This is a genomic window from Vibrio profundi (genome assembly GCF_005281835.1).
Taxonomy (GTDB): domain Bacteria; phylum Pseudomonadota; class Gammaproteobacteria; order Enterobacterales; family Vibrionaceae; genus Vibrio; species Vibrio profundi.
On record NZ_RZIS01000001.1, the window covers coordinates 239534 to 256909 of the forward strand.

Annotated in this window: 14 protein-coding genes; 7 read left to right on the plus strand and 7 right to left on the minus strand. The window is 45.5% G+C overall.

Translation table 11 applies throughout. The annotated features are described in order from the left end of the window. Positions 1–227 precede the first annotated feature (227 nt). From ELZ11_RS01070 to ebgR, 4 genes are all read right to left on the minus strand, one after another. A complete protein-coding gene (locus ELZ11_RS01070) occupies positions 228–1652 on the minus strand; it encodes an amino acid permease (protein ID WP_137355520.1) in 1425 nt (474 codons plus the stop codon). Positions 1653–1796: 144 nt separating this feature from the next. After that, positions 1797–2249 (minus strand): beta-galactosidase subunit beta, encoded by a 453-nt coding sequence (locus ELZ11_RS01075; RefSeq protein WP_137355521.1) that lies wholly within the window; start codon positions 2247–2249, stop codon positions 1797–1799. A 3-nt stretch (positions 2250–2252) separates the two neighbouring features. Then, entirely contained in the window at positions 2253–5369 is a 3117-nt protein-coding gene (ebgA, locus tag ELZ11_RS01080) for a beta-galactosidase subunit alpha (RefSeq protein WP_137355522.1), read from the minus strand. A gap of 317 nt (positions 5370–5686) precedes the next feature. Next, positions 5687–6670: a transcriptional regulator EbgR gene (ebgR, locus tag ELZ11_RS01085; RefSeq protein ID WP_137355523.1), complete on the minus strand. Its 984-nt coding sequence runs from the start codon at positions 6668–6670 to the stop codon at positions 5687–5689. Between the two features lie 365 nt (positions 6671–7035). Here ebgR and galE point away from each other — a divergent pair, with 365 nt between their 5' ends. The 4 genes from galE (at position 7036) to galM (ending at position 11580) form a co-directional block, all read left to right on the plus strand. Then, entirely contained in the window at positions 7036–8055 is a 1020-nt protein-coding gene (galE, locus tag ELZ11_RS01090) for a UDP-glucose 4-epimerase GalE (RefSeq protein WP_137355524.1), read from the plus strand. Positions 8056–8138: 83 nt separating this feature from the next. Continuing rightward, positions 8139–9191, plus strand: coding sequence for a UDP-glucose--hexose-1-phosphate uridylyltransferase (locus ELZ11_RS01095; RefSeq protein WP_137355525.1), 1053 nt, complete (start codon positions 8139–8141; stop codon positions 9189–9191). A gap of 95 nt (positions 9192–9286) precedes the next feature. After that, positions 9287–10441 (plus strand): galactokinase, encoded by a 1155-nt coding sequence (gene galK / locus ELZ11_RS01100; RefSeq protein ID WP_137355526.1) that lies wholly within the window; start codon positions 9287–9289, stop codon positions 10439–10441. Between the two features lie 50 nt (positions 10442–10491). After that, entirely contained in the window at positions 10492–11580 is a 1089-nt protein-coding gene (gene galM, locus ELZ11_RS01105; protein ID WP_137355527.1) for a galactose-1-epimerase, read from the plus strand. 114 nt (positions 11581–11694) lie between these two features. Here galM and ELZ11_RS01110 read toward each other — a convergent pair whose 3' ends face one another. Next, positions 11695–12588, minus strand: a complete 894-nt coding sequence (locus ELZ11_RS01110; RefSeq protein WP_137355528.1) for a LysR family transcriptional regulator — start codon at positions 12586–12588, stop codon at positions 11695–11697. Positions 12589–12790: 202 nt separating this feature from the next. Here ELZ11_RS01110 and ELZ11_RS01115 point away from each other — a divergent pair, with 202 nt between their 5' ends. Further along, the gene (locus tag ELZ11_RS01115) at positions 12791–13681 is read left to right on the plus strand and encodes an aldo/keto reductase (protein WP_279631067.1); all 891 of its coding nucleotides are present in this window, start codon (positions 12791–12793) and stop codon (positions 13679–13681) included. A 119-nt stretch (positions 13682–13800) separates the two neighbouring features. Here the strand turns inward: ELZ11_RS01115 and ELZ11_RS01120 are convergent, their stop codons facing one another. Next, the gene (locus ELZ11_RS01120; RefSeq protein WP_137355530.1) at positions 13801–14799 is read right to left on the minus strand and encodes a substrate-binding domain-containing protein; all 999 of its coding nucleotides are present in this window, start codon (positions 14797–14799) and stop codon (positions 13801–13803) included. 187 nt (positions 14800–14986) lie between these two features. On the opposite strand from ELZ11_RS01120, the gene ELZ11_RS01125 reads away from it, so the two are divergent. After that, entirely contained in the window at positions 14987–15319 is a 333-nt protein-coding gene (locus ELZ11_RS01125; protein WP_137355531.1) for a tRNA-binding protein, read from the plus strand. A gap of 17 nt (positions 15320–15336) precedes the next feature. On the opposite strand, the gene ELZ11_RS01130 is transcribed toward ELZ11_RS01125, so the two are convergent. Continuing rightward, positions 15337–15897, minus strand: coding sequence for a gamma-glutamylcyclotransferase family protein (locus tag ELZ11_RS01130; protein WP_137355532.1), 561 nt, complete (start codon positions 15895–15897; stop codon positions 15337–15339). Positions 15898–16182: 285 nt separating this feature from the next. Here ELZ11_RS01130 and ELZ11_RS01135 point away from each other — a divergent pair, with 285 nt between their 5' ends. Next, positions 16183–17367 (plus strand): NnrS family protein, encoded by a 1185-nt coding sequence (locus tag ELZ11_RS01135; protein WP_137355533.1) that lies wholly within the window; start codon positions 16183–16185, stop codon positions 17365–17367. The last annotated feature ends 9 nt before the right edge of the window (positions 17368–17376 follow it).

Sequence of the window (17376 nt, forward strand, 5' to 3'; positions counted from 1 at the left end):
AATTTAATTAGGTTAAATGTGTGACATTGAATACTTATTTTTAGTTAATTTTTTACTTGTTTTTTCACTTGGTTTTTTCTCGATGATGTACATCAATTTTTAGGTCATTTTTGTCTCATACCGGCATTTTGGCTGAGCTCTGGAAAGGCTAGGGAAAGGGCAATAAAGAGTGTACGAAAATAAAAAAAGCGCCATTGCTGGCGCTTTATCGGTAGGAGAGTGGGGGGTTACGATTGTTTTGCTGTTTCCAAAGTGACTTCTTTAGCAGCTTGCTTCTTCTCAAAGCGAGATATCCACCACCATGCAATCGCTGAGAATACTGCGGTCATGAATACGTTGATGAAGAAGGCTCTTACTAGGTCGACGCCCGATGGGAAGGCCGATGCCGTCATGCTCACTACGAAGATACCGATGAGTACTGATACGACTGCCATACCTTGAGTTCGAGTACCCATGCGGAAGTCACGCGGTGTATCGTCATGCTTCAAGCGGAACACAAAGTACGCCACCATGATGAAGATTGGCGGTAGCATCGCGGTACCTGCCGTTAGGTTGATAGCTGTGTTCATCATGTCTTGAACGGATTCAGAACCAAAGCCATTCACCACTAGCATTACGAATACGAACGCGAACTGCCACCATGCTGCACGAACTGGAACACCATGCTCGTTAAGTTCAGTTGTTTTCTCACCGTAAACACCTTGTGGGATTTCTGAGAAGTGAATTTTCACTGGTGCTGCTGTCCACATCATCATTGAACCGAACATCGCAACGAATAGGATGATACCTACGAAACGGCCTGTCATTGATTCAGAGATGTTGAAGAATTGCGCCATACCCGTAAAGATTTCTACCATGCCGCCAGCGTATGTTAGGTCTTCACGAGCAACGAATACGTTAACCAGTAGCGAACCAATGGCGTACATTGCACCAATCGCAATACCTGCGCCGATGATCACTTTGATGAAAGACTTATGACCACCTTTCACATCGTTTAGGTAAGCGGCTGCGGTTTCAGCACCACCAGCTGCTTGGAAGATCCAACACATGATACCTAACGTTGCCCAGTTGATTGTTGGAGTCATCGCTTCTAGAGTGATAGGTTCAGCCGGAACGTGATCGCCACCTAGTGCCATTAGAGCGCCAATTACGTAGATAGCGAACAGTGCGAATACGCCGTAAGCCACAATTTCAGAGATCTTACCTAACCAAGATGCACCTTTGGTTGAAATGTGCGTAGCGGCAGCAAATAGGGCAATCGAAATGACTGACGTCACGATAGGTGAGAAGGCATATTCGTAGCCAAGCATCGCGTAAGACGCGTAAGCAATCACGTTTGGCAGTAGCGATACAAACCAGAACAGGTTAACGAACCAATAGAGGAACGAACCAAGGTAGGCTGCTTTTGAGCCTAATGGCTTTTTCAGCCAGTCGTACATGCCTGACTCAGAGTTTTTGTTTGCAGACACGAATTCAGCAATGATGAATACAAACGGAATAAAGTAGACAAGAGTTGCCAGTAAAAAGATCGGTGCTGAACTTAATCCCAATTCGATGTTGTTGTTTACGATGTTGCGGACGTTAAATACCGCCGCAAAGGTCATGGATAGCAAGGCAAACTTGCCTAACTTACCGCGTAAAGATTCAGACATAATGTCCTCCGATGAATCACGTAATTTATAGTAATTATTTCTCTAGGCTTCCTGTAGGCGGGAAGCTCAGAGCCTTCTTATGTAAGAATGATGTGAGCCTTGAACGGCAAGGCTCATTTCATACTGCTAATAGATTTTGTGGTGTTACTTATTGAGGAAATAACCGTCTTCAATCGTGACTTTTAGTACCACTTTGCGAACTCGGTTATCACCGTGGAAACGGTAAGCTTGGTTGTTATCAAAGATCGCCACTTGGCCTTCAGCCAGCTCACGAGTTTCGCCGTTACCCATTAGGTGTTCACGGTCGGTCTCATCGCTGTACGCCTGTAGCTGCTCTAACTCTGATTTCGCTGCGAACTCAACTGTTTCACGGCCTTCTAGGTAGTAGTGCACATCGAAGTAACGACGATTACCGGTGAAGTTTTCTGTGTTGCGAGCCACGCCGTCTTCAATCATGTAAGCCAGTGAGTCACCAATTGAATACATCACGCCATCTTTGATGTTGCCGATGTTTTCAATCGCTTCTACACAGCGTTGCCATTTACGACCATCGCGGTAGACGACTTTAAATTGTTCTAAGTTCTCTAAAACGATCATCGTTTATGCCTCGTTCAGTTGTGGTTGAGTTTTCGGTGCATTCGCCGTAAAAAACTCATCGCCAAAGTTGTGATTGATTAGGTGCTGCGCATCGCAATCGCCTGCTTGGAATGGGATCAGAGTTAAGCCGTAGCGGAACTCATCCATGTACACGCGGTAAGAGTCGAGCACTTCGCTGCCCCAAGAGTTAGAGCCTAAGCCCATCACTTGATGATCAAGGTTTAACGTGATGTAACCGCTTTTCTCTAGCTCAATGGTGTGTTGTGCTTGGTGCAGGTTTTGGTTGGTGTAGAACCATGCGCTGAAGTTGATTTCTTGCTGTGGTTTTACTGCAATACCATTACCCGCGCGGCTTGAAAGCGCAGCCCAACGAACATGTTGGCGGTTGCCGTTGTTCTGTGGGAACGGGTAGTTCTCGAACATGTCTGCAACCGTTGATTGGTACACATCAATCATGTTGGCTTGCTTGCTGTCTTGGTAGTTCTCTTCAGGGCCGCGACCGTAGTATTGAACTTGGTCGAAGTCGCCATTGATGCCCATATCAAAGCCAATCACAGGAATCACATGAGGGTAGTCACCGTAACGTTCGCCGCTTAGCTCAACGTTCAATTGGCCTTCAGCGTTGATTTGGTAGCGATATTCACAACGCATACCGAAATCGAATACTGGTGGAGCAATGATGCTGTTGGTCGTGATCTCTACCTTGCCGTTGTTCTCTTCTACGTTAAGCGTGCGGAAGTGCTCTTGCATGATCTGTAGGTGTGCTGGCTCCCAGTAACCATCGTGCTCTTGCTTATGGTTATCGATCATTGGCTTGAAGAAGTTGATTCGTGGTTCTGACTTAATCATCTCTTCGCCATTGACCAACCATGACGTCAGCTTGCCGTTCACTTTCGAGAAGTTCAGTGCGAAGTTATGACCTTTGATTAGGTAAGCGAGACGAGACTCTTCAACATTCAGTGCCGTTGCATTGTTGTTGGTGAAGGCTTCTAGCTGTGCTGTGCTCTCTTTCATTTGGAATTGATACACCGCAATGTCGTGATTCGCTTCGCTGTAAGGCGTGCGAGAATCTTTGCGCACCGTAAAGTTCACATATACTTCGCGTTCATCAAGCTCTGGCAAGTTAAGTGTCAGTTCACGGCTAGAGTTTTCAGCCAGCTCTTCAACTTTGATGTGTTGTACTGCAATGGTTTCACCCTCAGCGCGGATTTCCGCAGTGATGGTGTAGTCATCAATGTTTGAGAACCACAGCTTGTTATCTACGGTGAAGGTGCCAGTTTGTGCATCGAAATCGCGAAGCTTAACTGGGGCAATCACCTGCTTGTACTCTTTTAAACCTGGGCCTGGAGTTTGGTCTGGGTAGATCAAGCCATCCATACAGAAGTTGTAGTTGTTCGGGTAGTCACCGTAGTCACCGCCGTATTTGTAGAATTCAGTACCCGCTTCATCACGAGCTAAGATGCCGTGATCACACCATTCCCAAACGTAGTGACCTTGAATTGCATCATGCTTGTAGAACACGTTTTGGTATTCAGTTAAGCCGCCTGGGCCGTTACCCATTGCGTGTGCGTATTCACAGATAATGCGTGGTTTTTCGTGTGGGTACTCGCCGAAGGCATTCATCAGTTGAGCACGTGAGTACATGGTAGAGATAACATCAACCACTTCAGCATCACGGTCCTCTTCATAGTGAACCAAGCGAGTGTCATCAATCGCTTTTGCCGCATCGTACATAGAGCGGATGTTGCAGCCGTAGCCTGACTCGTTACCTAAAGACCACATGATGATAGAAGGGTGGTTCTTCTGAGCGTGGATATGACGTTCGATACGCTCAACAAACACGGCTTCCCATGCTGGATCGTTTGTGATGCGGCTTAGGTCACCAACGTTAGCAAAACCGTGCGTTTCAACGTCGGTTTCACCCATCACGAATAGACCGTAGATATCGCATAGTTCATAGAAGCGTGGGTCGTTCGGGTAGTGCGCAGTACGTACTGAGTTGATGTTGTGCTGCTTCATCAATACTAGGTCTTTCTCAACGCGATCCATGCCAACTGCGCGACCTTTTAGGTGGTCGTTGTCATGACGGTTTACGCCGTGCAGCATCACGTATTTGTTGTTGATGTAGAACAGACCATCGCGAACTTTAATGTCACGGAAACCAACACGTTGTGGAATCACTTCTAGTACTTTGCCGTCTGCATCTTTTAGCGTCAGCAGCAGTTGGTAAAGGTATGGGTTTTCAGCGTTCCATTGAATTGGATTCACGACATCGATAGAGAATTGAGTATTCGCATTGCCGCCAGTCTGTTGGTTAGGAACCGTTAAGTTATCTACTGAGCCTTGCGAGATAACTTGGCTGCCATCAAGCAATGCGTACTCAAGGGTTGCGTTGGTTGCTGCTGCTAGGTTTTCTAGAGCGACGTTGCACGAAAGCGTAGCGCTTTGGTAAGCATCGTCAAAATCAGTACGAACTGTTAGGTCTTGGACATGAAGTTGCTCTTTACCAACAAGGTAAACATCACGGAAGATACCGCCCGTCCACCACATGTCTTGGTCTTCAATATAAGTAGAATCTGCCCACTGCATCACGCGAATAGAAAGTAGGTTGTTACCTGCTTTTACGTGGCTAGAGATATCGAATTCAGCAGTCAGACGGCTGCCCTTACTGAAACCGACATAGTCACCGTTTACGTAAACTTCAAAGTAAGTCTCTACACCATCAAACTTGATGATGGTCTGTTTGTCGTTCCAGCTTTCGCCAAGGAAGAAAGAGCGTTGGTATGCGCCAGTAGGGTTGTCTGACGGTACGAAAGGTACATCAATCGGGAATGGGAAACCTTCATCTGTGTATTGAAGATCGCCGTGGCCTTCCATTTGCCACATGTTTGGAACGGTAATATTTCCCCAGTCGCTCATTTCTTGAGAGTAAAACTCTTCAGGAACTAATAGTGGGTTAGTGAAGTAGCTGAAATTCCATTGGCCACTCAGCAGTTTAAAATGACTGCTTAATTCGCGTTGAAAGGTTTTCGCGTTTTTTTCAGACTCGTATGAGAAGAAGTATGCGCGCGGCGCCATACGGTTCTCATGTAAGTGAAGGAAGTTTTCCCAGTTGTTCACGTTTGCTCTCCCTCGGTTTCTTTTGCTTTCGCTAACCGACGTTCTTATTCGTAATTAGGACCGTAGTGAATACGAGTATTTTTGGACTGAGGTAATTATTAGTAAAAGTTTTACTAAATGAAATTAGTGAAAACGTTTTACTTTAACTCGATCACGTTTTACTTGTGCATTTATAGGTTCAGTGTGATCGAGATAAAAGAATGCCGTCTTGTGAAAAATAGAGGGGATGAGCAGGGGATTGGAGAAGTATTAAAATGAAAAAAAGCCACAGAGGTGACTCTGTGGCTTATGTGTTTTTGATGTAAAGAATGGCGTGGTTACTTAGTGGTGTCTCGTAGCTTTAACTTACTTGGAACGTAGACTCGTAAAGGGATTGTGCGGCCATCCCTTGGTTTCTCTAGTAACAAATTAACGCCCTGGATTCCCATCATTTCTGAGTGAATTCGCACTGTTGAAAGAGAAGGGAAGGTGAACTTCGCCGTTGGAATATCGTTGACACTAATCAGTGCGATATCGTTTGGAATATTCAGTCCGTGCTCGTGAATCGCTCGTAAAACGCCAATTGCAATCGAGTCTGATGCAATAAACAGTGCTTTAGGGTAATCACCCGTTGCGAGCATTTCTTTAGCCAGTTTATAACCTGATGAGCTTGAAAAGTCGCCACGGTAAATGTCTTGCTCACTCACGACTTGCTTTAATTGGCCATATTCAGCAAATGCTACTTCGCGAATATCGGGTGTATCGATTTCATCTTGCCCACCAATAAACCCAATACGTTGGTAGCCTTGCTCGACAAAGAAGTTAGTGATTTCTTTGCTGATACGCGCGAGATCGATATCGACTGAATCATAAGGTTGGTTGTGGTCGGTAAAGTCCACATAGCAGATATTGTCGGTCAGCTTTTTCGCTTGCTCTAACACTTCTGGAGTTGTACGACCGACGAGTAAAATACCACTAACATGATTTTTATCTAAAGATATTTTACTTTCATAACAGCTAGTTAGTTCAATGTTAAGCTTGTCGCATTGCGTTTCAATACCGTGTCGAATAGACAGGTAATACGGGTCGTTAACCTCTGCATCTTGCTTGTAGTTATACAGCGCGAGGAAGTGGTGATGTTGCTTTTTACTAGACACCGCTTTACGTGAACTACTGGTTTTGTATTCGAGCTTTTCAGCAATTTCAAAGATACGCCTTTTCGTTTCTTCCTTAACGCTTAGGGTCGGATCATCATTGAGTACCCGTGAAACGGTTGCGAGTGATACGCCAGCTTCAGTTGCTATATCTTTTAACGTTGCCATCTTTACATCCTGTTATTTGGTGCTGAAATTCACACATCTTATAAATGCGTTATTACACCTAAAGTTTTTATGCATCTATTGTAATCAAACTGAACATCATTGCATTAACTTTTAGTAAAATTTCTCGAATTATTTGTCATGTTTTATTAATCATGCTCTAAGAGCTAAAGTCTTTTTAATTCAATTGTTTATAGCACGCTCTCATCAGCTTCTTGATTGTTACTTAGGCATGGAGTGATGTTGCATTTTGTGTAAACGTTTACACAATGCGGAGTTGATCACAGATCATTTTGAGATTTGGTTGCTACAATTTCTCGTATTGAAGGCATTGTTGCCTTGGTATCTGAGACTAAGAGAGGCGTATTGTGAAAGTACTGGTAACGGGCGGCATGGGTTATATCGGGAGCCATACTTGTGTGCAGATGATGCAAGCGGGCATGGAGCCGATCATCGTAGATAATTTATGTAACAGCAAAGAAGCGGTACTGCAGCGCATCGAGGCTCTGACTGGTAAAAAGCCAACTTTTTATCTCGGTGACATTCGCGATGAAGCTTTTCTCGATACGGTTTTCTCTCACCACGATATTCAAGCTGTGATTCATTTTGCAGGCTTGAAAGCAGTTGGCGAATCTGTCGCTAAGCCTTTGGAATACTACGATAATAATGTTAATGGCTCTCTGGTTCTGGCGCGTTCTATGCGTAAAGCTGGAGTGAAAAGCATTGTTTTTAGTTCGTCAGCGACCGTTTATGGCGACCCTGAGATTGTTCCAATTACCGAAGACTCACCAACAGGCGCCACCACTAATCCATATGGTCGAAGTAAGTACATGGTCGAGCAATGTTACTCAGACCTCTTTGCGGCTGAAGGTGATTGGAGAATCACATTGTTGCGCTATTTCAACCCTGTTGGCGCTCACCCTTCAGGCACTATGGGGGAAGACCCACAAGGTATTCCAAATAACCTGATGCCGTTTATTGCTCAGGTGGCTGTTGGACGTCGAGATAAGTTAGCTGTCTTTGGAAACGATTACCCAACACCAGATGGAACGGGAGTTCGCGATTACATTCATGTTATGGATTTAGCCGATGGTCACGTTGCTGCTTTACAAGCGGTCGGTGAAAAAGCTGGCTTACACATTTACAACTTAGGTACAGGTAAAGGCTCGAGCGTACTTGAGATGGTCGAAGCGTTTGCCAACGCTTGCGATAAGCCGGTTCCCTATGAAATTTGCCCACGTCGCCCTGGCGATATTGCAGAGTGCTGGGCAAGTACAGCTAAAGCAGAGCAAGACTTAGGCTGGAAAGCAACACGTTCAGTCGCGGACATGACGGCTGATACATGGAACTGGCAATCAAACAATCCTCAAGGCTATTTGGCTGAGTAATAGAAACTAAAGAATAGCGCTTAGCCGCATTCCAATGTATTGCCGAATGCAGAGACAGAATTTTAAAGAGTTGAGTAAATAAGATGTCGAATATTGAATTTAATCCCGTTGATCACCCTCACCGTCGTTACAACCCACTGACGGGCCAGTGGATTTTGGTTTCACCGCACCGTGCTAAACGTCCATGGAGCGGGCAAGACGAAGAGCCGTCCACGGCGCAACTGCCAAGCTACGACAAAGAATGTTTCTTGTGCCCTACGAACGCACGCATTTCTGGTGATGAGAACCCTGATTATCAAGGCACTTACGTTTTTAGCAACGATTTTGCCGCGCTAATGCCGGACGCACCTGCTGCGCCAGAATCTGATAACCCGCTATTTAAAACGCAAGGTGTGCGCGGGTTAAGCCGAGTGATTTGCTTCTCTCCAGACCACAGCAAAACCTTACCAGAGCTGCCAGTTAATAAAATTCGTGGCGTGATTGATACTTGGAACGAACAAATTGAAGAGTTAGGTCAAGATTACGTGTGGGTTCAGGCCTTTGAAAATAAAGGCGAGACCATGGGCTGTTCTCAGCCTCACCCACACGGTCAGATTTGGGCGAACAGCTTTTTACCAAACGAGATTGAGCGCAAAGAAAAACTGCTAAAAGAATATTTCGAACAGCAAGGCTCAAACCTACTGGTTGATTACGTTGAAGCGGAAATGAAAGATGGCTCCCGTACCGTGGTTGAAACCGAGCACTGGATTGCCGTAGTCCCTTACTGGGCAGCGTGGCCGTTCGAAACCATGTTGCTACCCAAGACTCACATTCGCCGTATGAGTGAGTTAACAGATGAGCAGCGCGATGATTTAGCGGTGGCGATCAAGAAACTGACTAGTCGTTACGACAACTTGTTCCAATGCTCTTTCCCTTACTCGATGGGTTGGCATTACGCACCGTTCTTTGAAGAAGGCACAGACATCGATCATTGGCAGTTGCATGCCATCTTCTACCCGCCACTTTTGCGCAGTGCATCGGTACGTAAGTTCATGGTGGGCTATGAAATGCTAGCAGAATCTCAGCGTGATTTGACCGCCGAGCAAGCAGCGCAGCGTTTACGTGATTTGAGCGATGTTCACTACAAAGAGCAGTAATAGGCAATGAACCGTTCGTAGAGATGCGAGCGGTACACGCTTACGCCATCAGATTTAAGCAATCAAAAATTTATAAGAATTAAAGAGATATTCTCATGACTGATCTAATCAAAAACGTGACTGATTCATTTAACGCAGTGCTGTCTTACCAACCGACACATATCATTCAAGCTCCGGGGAGAGTGAACCTAATTGGTGAACATACCGATTACAATGATGGTTTTGTCCTACCGTGTGCCATTAACTACCAAACCGTAGTGGCGGCAGCAAAGCGCGATGACAATATTGTGCGAGTAGTGTCGGTGGATTACGGCAATGCTGTAGATGAATTCGATCTCACCCAAGCCATCACTTTCCAGCAAGATAAAATGTGGTCGAACTACATTCGCGGTGTGGTGAAATGTTTGCGTGAGCGCGGTTTTGAATTTCAAGGCGCTGATATTTCTGTGAGCGGTAATGTGCCACAAGGAGCAGGCTTAAGTTCATCGGCGGCTTTAGAAGTAGTGATTGGCCAGACATTTAAGGTTTTGTATAACCTAGAAATATCTCAAGCTGAAGTGGCCTTAAATGGTCAGCAAGCAGAAAACGAGTTCGTTGGCTGTAACTGCGGCATTATGGATCAAATGATTTCGGCAGAAGGCCGTGAAAATCACGCCATGCTTTTGGACTGCCGCAGTCTAGAAACTCAAGCGGTATCAATGCCGGAAGATATGGCGGTTGTCATCATTAATTCCAATAAAAAACGTGGTTTGGTCGACAGTGAATACAATACCCGTCGTCAGCAATGTGAAGAAGCAGCCCGTATTTTTGGCGTTCCGGCACTGCGTGATGTCACTATCGAACAGTTTAATGAGAAAGTGAGTGAACTCGACGAACTGGTTGCTAAGCGAGCGCGTCACGTGATCACTGAGAACGACCGTACTGTTGCTGCTGCGGATGCGCTACGCAATCATGATATGAAGCGCATGGCGCAGCTGATGGCGGAATCTCATGCTTCAATGCGTGATGATTTTGAAATCACAGTTCGTGAAGTAGACGTGCTGGTTGAAATGGTGAAAGAGGTGATTGGTGAAGAAGGTGGTGTACGTATGACTGGCGGTGGCTTCGGCGGTTGTATTGTGTCACTGGTTCGCCCTGACATGGTGGAAGCGGTGAAAGCCGTAGTCGAAGAAAAGTATCACGCTGAAACTGGGCTTAATGCTTCGATTTATGTCTGCCAAGCGAAAAATGGCGCTGGCTTGATTGCTTAATCAGCGACTTTTCATTTCATCATCGGATAAACCGGCATAGAAGGCATCGAATGTCAGAACAAGCAGTAGTACCGACGTTGTTGGAATCAATGACGCGTGAGTTGGCGAAAGATGGGCATCCAGCCAAAGTCATTACATTGCGTAACAACAATGGGATGACCGCCACTTTCATGGACATAGGCGCAACATGGCTAAGTTGTAGAGTGCCAGTCCAGGAGCGACCGAGAGAGGTGTTATTAGGCGTGACAAACATCGGTGACTTTTATGCTCAGCAAGCTTATATGGGCACAACGGTTGGACGTTACGCCAACCGAATTGCTCAGGGGCAATTGGCAATCAATGATCAGGTTTATCAGCTAACGACGAACCAAGCGGGGAATACGTTACATGGTGGCGTTGAAGGGTTTGATAAACGTCGCTGGGAGATCGTTGAGCACAATTCGCAATCAGTGGTGTTTTATTTAGAGTCGGCCGATGGCGACCAAGGCTTTCCTGGCAATGTCCATGTATCGGTGCACTATGAGCTAACGGATGAGAATCAGGTTTCCATTCGTTACTTAGCAAATACCGATCAAACCACCGCGATTAATTTGACTAATCATGCGTATTTCAATTTACTTGGCGCTGATGAAGGCCATGATTGTTTAGGGCATACTGTTAGCATTAACAGCGAGCAGTACTTGCCTACGAATGAGGTTGGCATTCCTTTAGGAGCGTTAGAGCCAGTTTCAGGAACCAGTTTCGACTTGAATGAAGAGACCGTTATTGGAGACACGCTGCTTGCTCATCAACAGCAAATTGCTGCGAAAGGTTATGACCACTCGTTCTTGTTAGACCCGCAGTGTAAGCAAGGTGCTTGTGCTGCAACTGTGATTTCACCTGATGGTTTAGTTACATTAAAAGTTTTTTCTAGCAAGCCTGCAATGCAGCTCTATACTGGTAATTGGTTGGCGGGGACGCCTAATCGAATTCAAGGTCAGTATCAAGATTATGCGGGCCTAGCACTGGAAACCCAGTTCTTACCAGATTCACCTAACCATCCAGAGTGGCAGCAAGAAAGTTGTATTCTGACACCAGATCAAGAATACGCCTATTCCACTTGCTATCAGTTTGAATTTTCGGGGGATTCTTCAGACTAGCGTCACTCTTAGCTCAAATTGGTCAGGCTAAATGGACTCGTTCGTTTAGTTGTGAATCTGATAGGAAAAGCCCCAACAGAATTTTTTGTTGGGGCTTTCTTTTATGTCCGATAGTTAACAACTTTGGTTGAACCACTGAATCATAAAATCAGTAAAGGTGCTTAGCTTAGTACTTTGGCGCAATTGCGGTGGATAAATCAGGTAAATATGGCTTTGTGCAATGAAGTACGAATCCAAAACTCTCACCAGTTCACCTTTGTCTAACGCCGGTGCGACCAAGTAGCACGGCATTTTTATGATGCCCTGTGCTTGCTGCGCAGCCTGCAATAGTAAAAAGTTGTCACTGACCAATAGGTTTCCTTGAGTCTCCACTTGAATGGACTTATCACCATCGAAAAACTGCCAGGTCATCAAATTTGGGTCAGATAAACAATTATGCTGGGTCAGATCATTTGGGTGCGCTGGAGTCCCGTGTTGGCTCAGGTAATCTGGCGAAGCGCAGCAAATGTGCTGATAGGGCATTAGCTTCTTGGCAATCATATTCTCTGGAGGGGTGTTGGTCGCACGAATCGCCAGATCGAAGCTACTTTTCGCTAAATCAACTCGGTTGTAACCCACATCGATATCAAATTCGATCTCAGGGTAGATCTTTTGAAAATCTCGGCAAATATCCATGAGAAAGCGATGACAAAAAATGGTTGGTGCGGTGATTCTTAGCAGCCCATTGACTTCGCTTTTGGTGTGTTCGAGTTCTTTCTCTAATTGCACAATGGAATCATTGATGGTGCTCATCTTGGCAAGGATCTTTTCTCCTGCAGAGGTTAAGCGCACGGTTCGAGTCGAACGAATGAGTAAGCTTGTATGGAGCTCTTGTTCTAGTTGGTTGATCTGCGAAGAAAGGTAGCTGCGCGAGATCCCTAGGTTCTCGGCGGCTTTTGAAAAACTGAGCAGCTTCGCGACTTCACCGAACAGCGCGTAGCGCTCAAATCTTTTGTGCATTTTATGCATGACTATCGCCCTATAGCTCCCAAATAAGCGTGTTATCGTTCAATATAGAAAATTAACAAAATGTTATTGTACTTTATATCGAATTATCTTTTCTGATTTTCGGGCTTTAATCCTGCTATTGGCGCTGAGTATACTGAGTGAAGAACAGTAAATGATTGAGCGCATCGCGACTCGGTTAATACCAATAATAAGGGGTAATACAGTGCATAACGAACATTCGGTATTCTCACCACTCATTCAAGGCTATTGGCGTATGGCGGAGTGGGGCATGACCACTCAGCAGCAACTTTCTTTTGTTAAGCAGCACATCGAATTTGGCATCACGACGGTCGATCATGCTCCTGTATACGGCGCGTCTTCATGTGAACGTATGTTTGGTGAAGTGTTGGCGCTAGAGCCGAGCTTGCGAGAGCAAATTCAAATTGTGTCTAAGTGCGGTATTTATCCGGAGAACACAGGCAACGGCAATAAACGAGTGTCTCATTACAACAGCAGTAAAGCGGCAATCTTAGCGTCTGCGGATGAGTCTCTGTCGCGCTTGAACACCGATCACTTAGACGTTTTGCTGTTACACCGCCCAGATTTATTGATGGATGCCGATGGTGCAGCAGAAGCGTTCTCTGAATTACGCGCTGCGGGCAAAGTGAAGCACTTCGGTGTGTCTAACTTTACGACGTCTCAGTTCGATCTATTGCAATCGCGTTTAGATGCACCGCTTATCACGAACCAAGTCGAAGTTAACCCAGTTAATTTACAAGTGACAGAAGATGGTACGTTAGATCAATTGCAGCAAGCACGTGTGACGCCGATGGCATGGTCTTGTATGGCTGGTGGTCGAATCTTTACTGAAAACAGTGAGCAAATGATTCGTCTACGTGAAACGTTAACTGATGTTGGCCATGAGATTGGTGCTGCGTCGATTGATCAAGTGATTTTGGCGTGGGTGATGCGTATGCCATCTAACCCAGTGCCAATTCTTGGGAGTGGCAACATTGAGCGAGTTCAAGCTGCGGTTGCTGCGCTAGAGTTAACACTGACTCATGAGCAGTGGTATCGAATTTGGGTAGCGTCGAAGGGACACGGTGTTGCCTAACCCTAGATAAAACGAAAAATGGCATTACCTGATGGTAATGCCATTTTTTTATGTTCGCGTGAAGCTTACTTCACATTTTCCGAGGGGAGGCGAGCAAAACCTTGCTGCTCTCTCGCCCATCAGACTTTTTCTACGGAATTTCGACGCACTAGAGTCGGCGAGAACTTCATCGTGTCGCTAGTGATCGACTCTTGTTTGGCGCGGCTTAATGCTAAGCGCGTGGCCTTTTCCGCCATCATTTGGATTGGGTAACGAATCGTGGTCAGTTTCGGGTGAACATAGCGAGCGATTAACCCATCATCGAAGCCTACGATAGACACCTTTTCTGGCGCTTGGATGCCATTTTCATCCAATACCGACAACGCGCTAGCGGCCATATAATCGTTATAAGCAACAATTCCGGTGATAGGTAATGATTTCGTCAGCAGGTTAGTCATGGCGTATTCGCCACCTTCGTTACTTGGCTCTGCATACTCAATGTAGCTAGGTGATAACTCGATATCATGATCTTTAAGTGCCGCTAGGTAGCCTTCAACTCGCTGCTCTGCATCTTCAATTTCATGAGATGAGGCAATGCAGGCGATATTGGTATGGCCATGGCGAATGAGGTATTCCGTTGCTAGGTAAGCGCCTTTGTGGTTATCCAAAAATATACAGCGATCTTCTATTTCTGGAATGTGGCGGTTGATCACCACTAAACCTTTTACTTCTTTGGCGTACCCAATCAGCTCTTGATCTGATAGCCCTTTAGAGTGGATGACCAGTGCATCACAACGGCTATTGATCAGTAATTCAATAGCTTGCCTCTCTTCTTCCTGGTTGTGGTAACCATTGCCAACCAAAATATGTTTGCCATTTTCACGGGCTACATTGTCGACCGCTTTTACTAAGGTGCCAAAGAAAGGATCGGAAACATCACCGACTAGCACACCTACAGTATTAGTACTTTGGCTGACTAACGCTCTAGCGTTCGCGTTAGGTCGGTAGCCTAATTTTGACATTGCTTTGGTGACAGACTCAATCGAGTTTGCACTTGCTTTCGGTGATTTGTTTATCACTCGTGACACCGTTGCGACAGAGACTCCTGCCTCGCGGGCGACATCTTTGATTGTTGCCATGGTTAACCTCTAAACTGAACTTTGTTCATTTAACACTGCCACTGTAAGTAAGGCAATTGTTCTCTAGTTTTACTTTCAAAATTGAGAGCTTTACCACTTGTATTTAATGACTTTGTTGGTAGTGTAAACGTTTATACTTTTACTAAAATTTACTTAAGTTAATTTTAAAGGCAATAAAGGAATCAACATGGATACGATCGCTTACGCTGACTTTGCAAAACTGGAAATTCGAGTAGGAAAAATCACTGAAGTGGCTCGACATGAAAACGCAGATAAGCTCTACATTGTACAAATCGATGTAGGTGAAAAAAGCCTACAGACGGTGACAAGCTTAGTGCCGTATTACACGGAAGAAGAGTTACTAGGTAAGCAAGTGGTTGTGTTGTGTAACTTAGCTAAAGCGAAAATGCGTGGAGAAACGTCGGAGTGTACGTTGCTGTGTGCTGAAACCGATGATGAATCTGAAAGTGTGTTGCTGACACCAGAGCGTGCGATGTCAGCAGGTGTAAGAATCGTTTAATCTATTCTCAACGGTAATTAGCGGGCAGGGCGCACGGTAGAAATCAGTTCGTCAATGAGTGGCTGATGATGCGTGGCGACACCCGCTAGATTTCCGTATTTAGGCTGGTGACGGTCATCTTCAAGTGGGTGATGCCAGCCTTGAGTATGATGGACGAAATGCTGCGCAAAGCTTTCAGACACATCTAGACAACCCGCTAGCACAGTGTCGACATACGTTTGCATGATCGGGCTATTGATACACGGTACGTCTGGCTGGTCTTTAACATACACCCAAATCTCATGTTCGTGATTGAACTCTTGTTCTGTCTCGACTTGCTGCGCATCAATCTGAATTCGGTGGTAACCTTTCTCGCGACGATCAAACTCCGCGAGTGCTAAATCATCGATTTCCAGCAGCACCCCATTCACTTGCCCATCACCTTCATTAACCACTAACGGAGAGAGCACGTAACTGTCGTCTATCTTTCCCCAGTGACGAACCAAGCCATGTGCGATTGCCGGAATTGCCTGACCAGTTTGGCCTGTCAGCTTTCTTGAAGCGGCATTGATTAAACTGCCGTAGCCAAAAATATACATAACTCTCCTTGTCGTAACGGGTAATTCGTCTTGCTTATTGAGCCCATTATTACGTGTCGACGCAGGGATTTGTAGTGCTATGTTTAGGTCTTTTAGTTATTTATAAGTCTATTTGACATGTCTCAGTATGTCATAGTGACGCGTTTTATCGAGCTGTTTATTTGTAAGTTGTTGATTTTATATTGTTTTAGACTTGGCGTGATTACTGCTATATGAAAGCTATGATGACAACGGTGGAGCGCCGAAAGGCATCACTGGTTCAATAGTAAGTAGTTAGGAGTGAGTTTGTTAAATATCACTGATAAAAGCGTTGAAGAGGCAATTCCTGCGTATCTACGCCTTGGTTTCCGTCCATTCTTTTTCTTAGGCAGTGCGTACGCGGTTATCGCTATCGTCGCATGGGTTTGGATGTTCCAAAATGGTCAGCCTAGTGTGCTGCAAGTGCCAGCCTTGTGGTGGCACGTTCATGAAATGTTGTTTGGGTTTTCTATGGCGATTGTAGCCGGATTTGTATTAACTGCCGTACAAACTTGGACAGGCGTTAATGGAACCAAACACCACCGACTGGGTTTATTGGTTGGATTATGGCTTGCACCTAGGTTGCTATTTTGGACGCCTGCACCGCTCTGGCTCATTTCTTCTTTAGAAGCCCTATTTCTACTAGCCGTTGCCTATGAAGTTGGATTTCGAGTGGTGAAGTCTAAAGGGTGGAAAAACTTGTTTTTTGTGCCGCTATTTATGCTCGCAATCGTTGCCAATTTCGCTAGTTATGCAGCGATAAAAGGCATGCCACCATTCCCTGCTTCAGCTGTGTGGCAAGCAATGCTGTGGTGGTTCACCATTTTATTGTCTGTAATGGGTGGACGGGTGATCCCATTCTTTACGGCTCGTAAATTCAATTTTGAAAAAGCACAGCCGTTAATTTGGCTAGATTGGGCGGCAAACCTACCGCTTGTTGGTTTGTTTGTTCTGAGCTTTTTTCCGCTGACGTTTGCTCAGTTTGGACAAGGCTTAATGCTGGTGGCGGGGATTTTTCAGCTTGTACGATTTGTTCGTTGGAAGCCTTGGTTAACGCTATCGGAGCCTTTGGTTTGGTCGCTACATACAGCTTACGTTTGCATTCCGCTTAGCTTGTTACTACGCGGCCTACTCGATAATCCATTTGCGAACCATAACATGTTGCATTTATTTGCGATTGGCGCCCTTGGCGGGCTTATTTTAGCGATGATTTCACGTGTGACGATGGGGCATACTGGTCGCGCTATTTATAAGGGGCCAAATATGGGCTGGCCGTTTGCTGCGATATTATTGGCAGCGCTTATTCGTAGTGTTGGCGTGGCTTTTTTCCCTGCTTACTTGATTGATTTAGTGAATATTAGCGCCGGGTTATGGGTATTTGCATTTGTCATGTTTATGCGCCATTTTGCCATGATGCTGTTAACGCCAAGAGCGGATGGTCACCCAGGTTAAGCTTTGATT

Bases quoted from the DNA above. Each gene is read 5' to 3' on its own strand.
- ELZ11_RS01070 (WP_137355520.1), bottom strand. From the start codon at position 1,652: ATGTCTGAATCTTTACGCGGTAAGTTAGGCAAGTTTGCCTTGCTATCC.
- ELZ11_RS01075 (WP_137355521.1), bottom strand. From the start codon at position 2,249: ATGATCGTTTTAGAGAACTTAGAACAATTTAAAGTCGTCTACCGCGAT.
- ebgR (WP_137355523.1), bottom strand. From the start codon at position 6,670: ATGGCAACGTTAAAAGATATAGCAACTGAAGCTGGCGTATCACTCGCA.
- ELZ11_RS01095 (WP_137355525.1), top strand. From the start codon at position 8,139: ATGTCGAATATTGAATTTAATCCCGTTGATCACCCTCACCGTCGTTAC.
- galK (WP_137355526.1), top strand. From the start codon at position 9,287: ATGACTGATCTAATCAAAAACGTGACTGATTCATTTAACGCAGTGCTG.
- galM (WP_137355527.1), top strand. From the start codon at position 10,492: ATGTCAGAACAAGCAGTAGTACCGACGTTGTTGGAATCAATGACGCGT.
- ELZ11_RS01110 (WP_137355528.1), bottom strand. From the start codon at position 12,588: ATGCATAAAATGCACAAAAGATTTGAGCGCTACGCGCTGTTCGGTGAA.
- ELZ11_RS01120 (WP_137355530.1), bottom strand. From the start codon at position 14,799: ATGGCAACAATCAAAGATGTCGCCCGCGAGGCAGGAGTCTCTGTCGCA.
- ELZ11_RS01125 (WP_137355531.1), top strand. From the start codon at position 14,987: ATGGATACGATCGCTTACGCTGACTTTGCAAAACTGGAAATTCGAGTA.
- ELZ11_RS01130 (WP_137355532.1), bottom strand. From the start codon at position 15,897: ATGTATATTTTTGGCTACGGCAGTTTAATCAATGCCGCTTCAAGAAAG.